The organism is Flavobacterium sp. FG19 (genome assembly GCF_057809475.1).
Genome location: NZ_JBMDKA010000034.1, coordinates 44526 through 57268, shown reverse-complemented (window position 1 = coordinate 57268; position 12743 = coordinate 44526). Strand labels below are relative to the sequence as shown.

Below are 12743 nucleotides of genomic sequence, written 5' to 3'. Positions count from 1 at the left end.
ATCAAAAAAACAAAAACCAGACAAAGCTGAGGTCCTGTAAAAATTTCATATTAATCGTATTCCTGTATTCTAAAATGAGACACGGATTTTACGGATTCGCTTCGCGAAAACGCTGATGAACGCAGATTTATCAAAAATTAAAATCCGTTATAATCCGTGTCTTCGCATAGCGAATCTGTTATATCCGTGTTCGATACTCTTATTTTAATTCAAAGGTTGTATGCTTAATAAACTTTCGGTTATAGGTATACAAGATATGAACTTTTTTATCGGCAGTCTGAATAATGGCCGGATAACTGAATTCGCCTTCTTTCTGATTTTCAAGATCAAACAGCCTGATCCAGTTTACCCCGTCTTTGGAATATTCGACATCGAGAACATTTCTGCCGTTAAACCAGTCTTTTCCCATTTTCAGCGGGTTGTTTACCAATAAAAAGGAATTAGGCGATAAGGTCACCGCATCGACCCCGGAATTGGAGTTTACCACTTTACTACGATCAGTTTTCTGCCAGGTTTTTCCACCGTCTTCAGACCAGGACGAAATGAGTTTGTTATGACGGCTTCTGGATAAAATCTGAATCTCTTGATCAGAATGTACTAAAAATGTAGGCTGGATAATATCAAAATTTTTCTTATCGTTGATGTCGGCAATCGTCCAGCTGTCGGTATTTTCATTATAGGTTTCTATAAAAACCCTCCATTTATTATCGTCGATACTTTCGGTGCTGCTGCCGCATAAAATAATGCCCGGAGCAGTTTCAATGGGTTTGTTCCGGATAGGGCCTAAAATTCCTTTTGGCAGGTATTTAGATTCGCTCCAGGTATTTCCGTTATCTTTGGAAACCATCATAGCGCCAAACCATTCTCTTGGATTTTTACCCACTTTATAAAACAAATATAAATTCTGTTTTTTGCTTTTAAATAAAACAGGATTCCAGCAAGGCAGGGTATCGCCTTCTTTAATTAAAGGTTTGATTAATTCTTTTGGTGCAGACCATTTTTGGTTTTTATAGGAGGAAACATAAATCCCTACATCTTTTGCCCCTTCATACTTTCCGCCAAACCAGGCGGCCATAATGTTGTCCGGTTCCAGTTCGACTAATGTTGAAGCATGACTGGCAGCCGTAACCGGATTTTCGGCAATATAATTTTGTGTAATGTTTACCGCCTGTACTTCATTTTTTACTGATTTACAGGAAAAGAAAACAGAAACCAGCAAAATAGCCGAAACATATTTTTTTAAATTCATAATCTGATTTTTATATAAAAGAAAAGGAGAGTTACCTCTCCTTTTTCTCATTTATAAGTAACGAATCTCGTTTTCTTTACTTGTATTATTTAGTATCCCACCAAAGTTTTGTTCCTCCGGTATCAGGACCGCCTAATTTTGAAATACCATCTACAACTGCATCTCTGTTTGAAGAATACTCGTTTGTAGTATAGATAATTCTCTTCATTAAAGTTTTTCCAACTCCGGCGTCATTATTATCCGTGTTAAGCGGCGGATAAATCACTTTTGCATCACTTCTTCTTAAGTCAGCCCATGCTTCCCATGATTCCGGGAAAATAGCTAAATACTTTTGTACTGCAATTTGTGTACGCTGACTAGCCACTGTTGTAGACCAGGCTACTGGTAACTTAACCGGGATATCCTGTAAATCTAAAGTTGGATAAACTGTTAAGATGTTTGGCAGAGTAGGAAGAGTTGTTCCTGCAATATAAGCGTTAACTTCTGCTGCATCTGTGATTCCCCATTGTGCCAAAGATAATCTGATACCAGTTTCATACAAAGTCTGAGCAGTTCCTCCCATGTTCCATCCATTCAAAGCTCCTTCAGCTCTGCTTAAATAGTTTTCAGAAGCCATAAAGATTTCGATGTTTTTAGTTTCGCTAAGGTTGTTAGCAGCACCATTTCCTAAAACATCATTGTTAAAAGCAGAGAATTTAGTTGTTCCAAACTGATCTTCTAAACCTCCAACAGGGTTACCTCTGTATACTTTAGTTGCTGCTTCTGCATCAAGAGGGGCAAACCATTTTTCTAAACGAGGATCTTTATATCCAACTAAAATACTTTCCATAGAAGCGGTCATTACATAACCCCAGCTGTTTACGATCATATTTAAGTTGTTTGGCGTAATATTGCTCGCTTTGAAAAAAGCACTCTGATCATTAGTCTGCATTACTCCTGCCGCTACAGCTGCTTCTGCCTGAGTTTTTGCTTTTGCTGGTTCTTTATCAGAAATTCTTAAAGCCAGACGTAATCTCATACTGTTTCCAAAAATTCTCCATTTGTCTACACTTCCTGAGTATACTCTGTCATTTGGCTGCAAAGAAGCTACAGAAGTTACCGAAGTAGATTTTAAAGTAGCATTTGCTTCATCTAATAATTTGAAGAAATCTTCGTAGATAGATTCAACACTGTCATAAGCCACTTTTTCCTGACCGTTACCTGCTTCAGTGTAAGGAATTGGTCCGTAAGCATCAACCATTTGGTTGTACATGAACACTTTCCAGATTTTAAGAACTGCCAAAGCTTCGGCATTCCCTTCAGAAGCTTTAATCGCATTGTTTAAAGCCGGAACCGCAACGGTGTAAAACCTTGTCCATCCACGTCCTTCATAACCGTTTACGAAAGCATTTCTTTCTGTACCATAACCACAATTTAAATAGTGGATAAAAGTAGAAGATAAAATTCCGGTAGCAATACCCCAGGTTCCCTGATCATCAACTCCAGGTGATGAATAAGAACCGTTATGAATACCTGCATAAAGTGCCGACGCAAATGAAGGCCCTGCCAGAGTAGCATCTAACTGATCCTCTGTCAATGAATTAGGATCTTTGTTTATATCATTGAAGTCACTGGTGCAGCTTGATAAAATCGAAACCGCCATTAACGCAACTCCTAATGTTTTTATTTTAAAACTATATTTCATGATGTCTCTCTTTATTTAATTAAAATCCAAATTTAACATTTACCCCGTAATCTCTCGTTGAAGGAATGTTGAAAGATTCTATACCCTGAAGGTTTCCTGTACCTGCTCCTGCTTCCGGATCAAAGTATTTCGCTTTGTTCACGAAGAAGAATAAATTTCTTCCCACTAATGAGAAATCGATACTTGAAAATCCTGAACTGCCTAATAAACGTTTTGGTAATGAATAACCAAATACAAGCTCTCTTAATCTGATGTTTGTAGCATCATAGATAAATGGTTCTGCAATAGGAGTTCTTTGTCCGATAGCTGTCCAGTATTGTTCAGCTGTAATACTTGTTGTATTTGGAGAGTAAGTTCCGTTTCCGTTAGAAACCACACCATCAACAACAATTCCGCCTTCTCTTCCTGCTAAAGTAATGTCGCTAACCCCTAAACCAGCTTGTCTTGCCTGAGTGTATGAAATTACTTCACCACCAATTCTAAAGTCAACTAAGAAGCTTAAAGAGAAATCTTTGTATTTAAAGCTGTTTCTGAAACCACCTGTCCAGTCCGGGTTAAAGTTTCCGGCACGAACGTCAAAACCGTTTGTTGCTAAAGGAATACCTGCACTGCTTACAATGATGTTTCCGTTTGGATCTCTCTGGAATCCTTTGATATATAAATCTCCGTATTCTCCGCCTACTACTACTTTACTTCTTACTAAACGTCCTTCACCTAATACTAATTCTTCTCTTCCTCCATAAATAGATTTTACTTTAGATTTATAAGAAGCATAGTTCGCTGTAATATCCCAGCTAAAATTCTCTGTCTGGATAGGAGTTGCTGTAAGGGTAAGCTCGATACCTTTATTTTCAATATCTCCACCGTTTACGATAGCTCTTGAATAAGAAGAAGCTTCAGGAGTATTGATATAGAAAATCTGATTGTCAGTTAAAGTATTAAAGTATGTAAAATCTAAACCTAAACGGTTATTAAAGAATCTTACGTCAGCACCAAACTCTGTAGAAGAAGAAATCTCCGGTTTTAAGTTTGGATTTGCTTTTGTGCTTTGTCCGTATAACATACCGCCGTTTCCACCGATATATGAAAATCTCTGCTGAGTCTGATAAGGATCTGTATCGTTACCAACCTGTGCGTAAGAAGCTCTTACTTTAGCAAAACTGATTACCTCTGGTAATGTTACCATATCTGAAACCACTGCAGAAAGACCAAAAGACGGGTAGAAATAATCTGTTGGTAATGTAGAAGACCAGTCATTTCTAGCTGTTACATCTAAGAATAAGTAGTTTCTGAAACCAAGTTGTCCGAATGCATAAATAGAGTTAATTCTTTTTTCTGAAGCTGTAGAAGTAGACTGAACTGTCTGTACATTAGATAATGCAAAGTAGTTTCTTTTACTTAAAACACCGCCTGAATTTAAAGCTGAACTATTTTGCTGCAATACGTTTGCACCACCATTAAGTCCAACAGAGAAATCTCCAAATTTTTCGCTGTAAGAAAGCAATACGTCAGCATTAAATTCGCTTACTGTTTCATAAGATTCACTGTATGATCCCATGTTGCTGTTAAATGCATTGGTAGCATATCTGTTTCTTACGTTTTTATTAGTCATTTGGTCTAAACCAGCTCTACCTTGTAAGCTTAATGTTTTTGTAAACTCATATTTAAGGGAAGCTAAACCAATAAATCTGTTTCTTTTATCTGTACGGGCATCGTCTCTTAAAGCTGACCAGAATGGGTTTCCTCCAGGAGAACCTGTTTCGTCAAGGAAATAGTTTACCTGTCTTTGTCCTGCAGCATCAATATATTCGAAGTTTTTGTAATCGTTATAAGCGATACTACGAGGTAATAAATAAGCAGATGTACCAATAGACTCCTCACCTGTTCTTAATAAGTTATCGATATCCTGAACGATGTAGTTTGTTTTAACATCTAAAGATAATTTGTCAGAGATTTTACTGGTCAATCTTAAATTAAGATTGTGTCTGTCCATTGCGTTACCGCCAACAATACCTTCAGCACGTGTGTTAGTGTAAGAGAAATAACCCTGTGCTTTTTCGTTACCAGCTGTAACACTTAAAGTGTTTGCTAAGTTGTAACCTGTTTTGTAAAAATCAATTACGTTGTTTGGCTGTGGAGAATAACTTTGAGTAGCCGGTCCTGCATAATTAGGATTACGAACTAACTGCCAGTTTGAAACCTGTCTTCCGTCTAATCTTCCTCCCCAGCTTGAGCTTGAATTGGCTACATAATTTCCGTTTGTTCCCTGACCATACTCGTTTTGTAAGTTCATAAGGTTATAAGCAGAAGATGCCATGAAGTTTGAAGACAACGAAACAGATGTTTTTCCTGCTTTACCTGATTTTGTTGTAATTACGATAACACCATTCGAAGCTCTTGATCCGTAAAGAGCTGCTGCAGATGGTCCTTTAAGAACTGTCATCGAAGCAATATCTTCAGGGTTAATGTTTGAAATACCGTCTGGCTGTGTTGTACCTCCTGTGTCGATGTCCGGGTTAGTTGTCGTTGTACCATTACTAATTGGCACACCATCTACTACATATAATGGCTGGTTGTTCCCGTTAAGCGAACGGTTACCTCTTAAAGTAATTCTTGAAGATGAACCAACCCCGTTTGAAGTAGTAGAGAAGTTAAGACCTGCAACTTTTCCTGAAAGTGAGTTGGCAACGTTTAATGATCTTGCTTCTGAAAGTTCATCTACAGAAACGTTCTGAGCTGAATACGTAATGGCTTTTTTCTCTCTTTTAATACCAAGAGCAGTTACTACTACCTCTCCTAATTGTTGTGTAGCTGCCCCTAAAGCTGCATTAATAGTAGTCTGGGTTCCTACGGTTACTTCTTTTGAAGCTGAACCAACATAAGAGAAAACCAAAACTGCTGATTGATTTGGAACTGTAATCGTGTACTTACCATCAAAATCTGATGATGTACTTGTTTTTGTTCCTTTAACAATAACGTTTGCCCCCGGGATCGGAATTCCGCTTTGAGCATCTGTTATCGTTCCTTTTACTGTAGTTTGTGCCTGCATACTTTGGAATCCAAATAAGCAGATCACTAACAGTAATTTTAGTACGTCCTTGATCATATTTAGTTGTTTTTTGAGTTAATAACATGTTAAACTTAAGAATACATTTTGTTAACAGAATATAATTTCGACAAATGACAATTTTGAAAAGGTGTTCGTCATACATTTATCTTTTTAGGGTACGAAAACGTTTTAAATTGTAATCTTAATCCTCTTTATTTACTGGGCTCGCATTGAATAAATCGAAGCGTTTTACCGTTTCTTTAACAGCATTCTTTTTTAATCATGTTAATCGCTAAAAATAATGTTTGATTTTACCGAAATTAGTTCAGAACCTTAAAATTTGTTTTCAGTAAATCGGTCGAATTTCCGCCTACCATTACTTCAAAATCTCCCGGCTCCACTACACGCTTCATTTCTCTGTTCCAGATAGATAACTCATCCGGTGTAAGTGTAAATTCAACATTTTTAACTTCTCCCTTTTTGATGTTTAACCTTTTAAATCCTTTCAAGGTTTTTTCAGGAGTTGTAGTACTGCTGTATACATCATTAATATATAATTGTACCACTTCGTCTCCATCTCTGTCTCCTACGTTTTTAACATCAACCGAAACTTTTAGCTCACCATTCGGTTTTATCGACGAAGAGCTGATTTTAAGGTTTGAATAGGCAAATTTCGTATAGCTTAATCCGTAACCAAATGAATATAATGGATGCTCGCTTTCTGCAACATATTTATGGATTGCAGATGGCTTTTGGTTATAATATATAGGTAACTGCCCAACTGATTTTGGAACCGTGATTGGCAATCTTCCGCCTGGATTATAATCTCCAAATAAAACATCAGCCACTGCTCTACCTCCTAATTCACCTGGAAACCAACCTTCAAGAACCGCAGGAATGTTTTCTGCAATCCAGTTGGTAGAAAGCGGACGACCGTTTAATAATACACAAACTACCGGAGTTCCTGTTTTGTGAATCTCTTCGATTAATTGCTGCTGAATGCCAAATAAATCTAAAGAAGCCACATCTCTGTTTTCTTCTACCAATTCATTAGATTCTCCTAAAACTACAATCGCAACATCTGCTTTTTTGGCAGCATCGATTGCCGGCTGTAGGTTTACTTTTTCTAAATTCCAACGGAAATGAGCTCTGGCTCCCCAGCCTCCTTCCCACATTTCAATGCGGACTTTGTATTTTTTACCTTTTTCAATGTTTTTAGGAGTTGTAACCATGCTTGTTGCTCCTTTTGTCCAGTTGTCGATAACCAATTGATCATCAATATACATTCTGATTCCGTCGTCAGAACTTAAACCTAACCAGCCATCCAATGCTTGATCTGATTTTAAGAATCCTGTCCATCTGATAGAAAAATCATCCACATTCACACCATCTCCAGGAGCCCAAGGCCAGTCAAACTCTAATTGACTGTCAATACGGGTCAATGCCGGAGTTCCTTCCAGATTTCTGTTATTGAAATATTCTCCTTTTAATCCGTTTTGAGATTCGTCCGGAGTAAATAAATATTTAGATGGAATGATCTGTCCTTTTACGATCAGCGGAACTCCTTCTTCGTAAACTACATTAGCTGTTTTTCCAACTAACTCCTTAACTCCTTCGTAAACGGTCATCCCGACACTGTTTTTTGGAGCATAACCTCCCAGTCTTGAAGCATTTGCATTTGGTCCGATAACCGCAATATTTTTCAGGCTTTTACTTAAAGGCAAAGTATTGTTGTCATTTTTCAACAAAACCATCGATTTTTGAGCTGCTTCTAAAGCGACAGCTTGATTTTCCGGAGTATGAAAACGCTCTTTAATCAGATTTTTTTCTGTGTACGGATTTTCAAATAATCCTAATAGGAATTTCAAACGTAAAACTGCTCCCGCCGCACGGTCAATGTTTTCCATTGTCAGTTTCTTTTCATTTACCAATTCAATAACAGTACTCTGCCAGAACTCGTTTGAAAAATCATAGAATTGCATATCAACACCCGCTGAAACCGCTTCTCTGATAGCATCTTTTGGAGAATCAGCCACTTTGTGAGTGGTTTGGATATATTTAATAGCTCCTAAATCTGAAACTACAAGTCCTTTAAAACCCCATTCTTTTCTTAAAACATCTGTCAATAACCAGTGATTGGCAGCGCAAGGAATTCCGTCTAACTCAGAATAAGCACACATCGTTCCTAAAGCTCCTCCTTTTCTGAATGCTTTTTCGAATGATGGCAAATGATCTTCTCTAGCAGAACGTTCTCCAACCAAAATTGGCGAAGAGTTTCCTCCCGCCTGCGGAATACCGTGAACTGCGAAGTGCTTTGGCTCTGCAATAATGGAACGATCTGATTTTAAATCATCTCCCTGCATTCCTTTAATAAAAGCCAGACCAATTTCACTGTTCAAATAAGCATCCTCACCAAAAGTTTCAGCAACACGTCCCCATCTTGGTTCGCGTCCTAAATCTAAGTTGGGTCCAAAACCAAAATGAACTCCGTGTGCTCTGGCTTCCATACCAATAACTTTACCCACTTTGTCCATTGTAGCAATATCCCAGGTTGCACCAAGACCAATATTCATTGGGAACGCGGTACTTCCTTCGTCTAAATACCCGTGAAGCATTTCACACATAATCAAGGCAGGAATTCCCCAACGGTTTCCTTTGATTACGTTGGTCTGCAAATCATTGATCATTTTCGCCGAACGCGGATACAAATCATGAATGGCTCCGATTCCTAATTTTCCAATTTTTTCAGCTGATTTACCTTTAGCAAAATCTTCTTTCTCTTTAAAAAAATCGCCTCTGTACATATCCATCTGACGTACTTTTTCTTCAAGCGTCATACGGCTTAACAAGTCTTTTACTCTATCTTCTACAGGAACTTTCGGATCCTGATACGGATACTTTTTCTGGGCATGGGTCTGGTTAAAAAAACCAACAGCCATTACAAAAATAATGGCCGTTTTTCTCATTCTTAATTGTAACATAGTTGTGTGTGTTTAGTTTTGAATCACTTTAAGTTTAGTTCCATTCACAAAATCTTCGTGCGAAATAAAAAAAGTATTAAATGATTTTCCGTTTAGCTCAATCGAATTGATTTTTCCACCATTATTTTCTTGTCTTTCAATGATGATGCTTTCTTTTTTATAATATACAGGATCTAATTTGATCGTCACTCTGTGAAACATTGGCGTTGTAATGGTGTAAATTGGATCTCCCGGCGATATTGGGTAAATTCCCATCATCGAATACACTAACCAGGCCGACATTGTTCCGGTATCGTCATTGCCCGGTAATCCTTTTGGTTCATTTTTGAAATATTCCTGAACCAGTTTCTTTACCATATCCTGAGCTTTGTATTCTTCACCTTTCACATAATTGAATAAATACGGATTGGCAATATCTGGTTCGTTTGCCATATCAAATTGTTTACTGTCGAAAATTTTCTGCAGCTGCGCTGAAAATGCCTGATCTCCGCCCATTAATTTTTTCAAACCAACAATATCATGCGGAACCATGAAATTATACTGCCAGGCATTTCCTTCGATAAAACCAACGTTTTCTTCAAAATTGGCTCCTGAATTTGGATCAAAAGGCTCGTACCATTTTCCGTCAGCTGTTCTTGGACGAAGCAGATTTAAATTTTTATCGAATAACTTTCTGTAAGATAAAGAACGTTCTTTAAAGCGTTTTACATTGGCTTTATCCCCGAATTCGTTGGCCATAAGCGAAATAGAATAATCTGAAATATTGTATTCCTGTGTCGTCGAAACCGGACCTTTGTTATCGGTTGTTAAATATCCTTTTTTGATATAATCTTTCAATCCCGGGCGAAGCGGATTATTTTCAACCTGATCAGCGCCTTTCAACATCGCGTAATAGGCTTTACTAACATCAAAATCACGAATCCCTCTCATGTAAGTATCTGTAATTACTATACTTGCAGGATCCCCCACCATGGTAAAAGTCTCCGTCGAATTCAATTCCCATTTTGGTAACCAGCCGTTTTCATCGAACATATCCAGCATACTTTTTACCATATCCGATTGCTGTTTTGGATACACCAAAGACATTAACGGATGAACATTTCTGTACGTGTCCCACAAAGAAAATACGGTATAACGAGTATCTTTGGTTTTAGCAATTTTAGTTCTTTTGATTACCGGATATTCTCCGTTAATATCATTTAAAGTATTTGGGTGAATTAACGTATGGTATAAAGCCGTGTAGAAAATCGTATTGTCCTCTTTTGAACCGCCTTCAACCAAAATTTTAGAAAGTTCTTCGTTCCATTCGTTATAGGTTTCTTTGTAAATTGCGTCAAAAGATCTGTTCCCCACTTCTTTTGCCAGGTTTTCACGGGCATTTTCGATACTTACGTACGAAATTCCGATCTTCACTTCAACCGTTTCCTGTTTATCGAATTTATAGGTAAAATAACTTCCAATACTATCCCCCACAACGGTTTTGATGGTATTATCCATCATTCTGGCTTTTCCGTTGTAGCCCATCCATTGTGCTTCGACACCGTTGTATTTCGCCGTTTTTTTCCAAACTCCGAATTTATTGGCAGGTTTAGAAAACTGAGCCACAAAATAAACCGGGTAAGCATCTTCCGGACTGTTGTAACAAAAGGATCCAACTGAGCGCATTCCTTCAATTTCTGTAGGCGACACGACTTTTATCATCGCGCCTTCTTCATTCGTTAATCCAACTCCAAGATTCAATAAAACATTGGATTGCCCTTTCGGGAAAGTGAATCTGCTAATCCCAACTCGTTTTGAAGCTGTAAACTCGCCTTTTACTTTGTACTTATCGATGTTTACGCTGTAATACGCTGCTTTTGCCACTTCGTTAGAATAAGTGGAACCGTATTTTAAATGATCGATTTCTACATTTCCGGTTGTTGGCATTAATAAAATAACGCCCAATTCCGGACAGCCCACTCCGCTTAAATTTACCTGACTAAATCCTGTCAAAAATTTGTTCTCATTGACATACGGATTCGAAAGCCACTGGCTGTCTTTTTCCATTGGAGTATTTTTTACTCCCGCCACATTAAACGGACTGATACTTGCCATGCCGCGCGGCGCAATTGGTCCCGGAAAAGCTGCACCATAATTGGAAGTTCCAATAAACGGATTTACAAAATCGGCAGGTTCCTGTGCAAAAATGGTAATGCTAAAAAACAGCATGTAAAAAATACATGCTGTTTTAAATTTATTTGTATTTAAAACCATAGGTTTCATTTTTATCTGTTGATCGCTTCGATTTTTAAAGTCCAGGCTTCTTTAGCCGGAAGATTGTTTCTTAAGCTTTCCGGAATTACTACTTTAAATCCGTTTCCTTCTTTGGTCCATTTTAAAGAAGTTTTAGAACCTAACATTGTAATTTTTGTTCCTTTTTTAGGGCTGATCGCTTTTACGGTAACTTCAGCAGGAATTTTATCTTCTCCTTCTTTAGCTAAATAAAAAGCAAATACATTTCCTGCCTTATTTTGTGTAAAACAAATATTTTCTTCTTTGTAAGGTTCAATTGGTTTTGTATTGTAAATCGCTGTGCTGTTTACTTTCATCCAGTCGCCGTAAGCCTGCAATAAATCGTAAGCCCCTTTATCCCATTCTCCTTCCGGGCTTGGTGCAACGTTTAATAATAAGTTTCCACCTTTAGCCACAATATCAACTAACATGTGAATACCTTGTCTGCCCGTCATATATTCAGCACCTGGAGAATAAGACCATCCGCCGCCGGCAGGAATACAGGATTCCCAAGGATAAGGCAGGGTTTTAGCAGGAACACGTCCTTCCGGAGTTAAGTAGTTTTGGTTTTTACCGTGAACCGCTCTGTCAACCACAATTAAACCTGGTTGTTTTTGACGGGCTTTGATTACCAATTCATCCATTTTTGGATCCTGATCTACTACTCTGTGTTTGATGAAACCGTTTTTGGATTCGTTTTCTGTAAATTTCTCGTCGTAGTTTTCTTTGATGTTCACCTGGTCTCTTTTTCTAACCCATCCACCATCTAACCATAAAATATCAACTTTACCGTAGTTCGTTAAGATTTCTAAGATTTGGTTGTGCGTGAAATCAACATATTTCTGCCATTTTTCCGGATATAATGACGGATCGTAGTTTACGTTTCTGTCGAATGGAGGAAAATAAGGATCCCAGTAGTTTTCGTTATGCCAGTCCGGTTTAGAGAAATACGCTCCGGTTGAAATACCTTCTCCTCTGAAAGAGTTGAAAATTTCTTTTAAAACATCAGCTTTAGGATTAGTATGAAAAGGAACATCTTTGCTGGTGATCTTATAATCAGAATATTTAGTATCATACATATTGAAACCGTCATGGTGTTTGGTGGTAAAAACCATGTATTTCATTCCCGCATATTTAGCCGCTTTAGCCCATTTTGCAGGATCAAATTTTACCGGATTAAATGTTTTTCTTAATCCTTCGTAGTCTTTTATATAATCATTATAATTAGACGGGTTACTTCCTTTTTTACGTTCGCACCATCCATAATCTTCCGGACAGATTGACCAGGATTCTACAATTCCCCATTGGCTGTAGGTTCCCCAGTGCATAAGCAGACCAAATTTTTTGCCTTGCCATTCGTCTAAGTTTTTTAATACTGCCGGGTCTGTTTCTGGTACATATCTTTCATCTTCGTAAATGGCCTGAGAGAACATTTGTACTGAAAATAAAAGGGCGATCATGAATATTCCTTTTTTCATCTTTACTCTAATTTATAATTTATTATTCTTT

Annotated in this window: 6 protein-coding genes; all 6 read right to left on the bottom strand. The window is 37.8% G+C overall.

Annotation, left to right across the window (positions count from 1 at the left end):
* Window positions 1-199: 199 nt before the first annotated feature.
* Window positions 200-1249 (bottom strand): sialidase family protein, encoded by a 1050-nt coding sequence (locus ACODST_RS24360; RefSeq protein WP_488934697.1) that lies wholly within the window; start codon window positions 1247-1249, stop codon window positions 200-202.
* 85 nt (window positions 1250-1334) lie between these two features.
* On the bottom strand, window positions 1335-2933 hold the full coding sequence (locus ACODST_RS24355) for a SusD/RagB family nutrient-binding outer membrane lipoprotein (RefSeq protein WP_488934696.1): 1599 nt from the start codon (window positions 2931-2933) through the stop codon (window positions 1335-1337).
* A 19-nt stretch (window positions 2934-2952) separates the two neighbouring features.
* Window positions 2953-6039, bottom strand: coding sequence for a SusC/RagA family TonB-linked outer membrane protein (locus ACODST_RS24350; protein ID WP_488934695.1), 3087 nt, complete (start codon window positions 6037-6039; stop codon window positions 2953-2955).
* A 263-nt stretch (window positions 6040-6302) separates the two neighbouring features.
* Window positions 6303-8963: a glycoside hydrolase family 3 protein gene (locus ACODST_RS24345; protein ID WP_488934694.1), complete on the bottom strand. Its 2661-nt coding sequence runs from the start codon at window positions 8961-8963 to the stop codon at window positions 6303-6305.
* A 12-nt stretch (window positions 8964-8975) separates the two neighbouring features.
* Complete coding sequence (locus ACODST_RS24340) at window positions 8976-11216, bottom strand: GH92 family glycosyl hydrolase (protein WP_488934693.1); 2241 nt, start codon at window positions 11214-11216, stop codon at window positions 8976-8978.
* A gap of 11 nt (window positions 11217-11227) precedes the next feature.
* The gene (locus tag ACODST_RS24335) at window positions 11228-12712 is read right to left on the bottom strand and encodes an alpha-L-fucosidase (protein ID WP_488934692.1); all 1485 of its coding nucleotides are present in this window, start codon (window positions 12710-12712) and stop codon (window positions 11228-11230) included.
* Window positions 12713-12743: the final 31 nt, after the last annotated feature.

Excerpts from the sequence above, each read along its gene's own strand:
- ACODST_RS24355 (WP_488934696.1), bottom strand. The coding sequence starts at position 2,933 with ATGAAATATAGTTTTAAAATAAAAACATTAGGAGTTGCGTTAATGGCG.
- ACODST_RS24340 (WP_488934693.1), bottom strand. The coding sequence starts at position 11,216 with ATGGTTTTAAATACAAATAAATTTAAAACAGCATGTATTTTTTACATG.
- ACODST_RS24360 (WP_488934697.1), bottom strand. The coding sequence starts at position 1,249 with ATGAATTTAAAAAAATATGTTTCGGCTATTTTGCTGGTTTCTGTTTTC.
- ACODST_RS24335 (WP_488934692.1), bottom strand. The coding sequence starts at position 12,712 with ATGAAAAAAGGAATATTCATGATCGCCCTTTTATTTTCAGTACAAATG.
- ACODST_RS24345 (WP_488934694.1), bottom strand. The coding sequence starts at position 8,963 with ATGTTACAATTAAGAATGAGAAAAACGGCCATTATTTTTGTAATGGCT.
- ACODST_RS24350 (WP_488934695.1), bottom strand. The coding sequence starts at position 6,039 with ATGATCAAGGACGTACTAAAATTACTGTTAGTGATCTGCTTATTTGGA.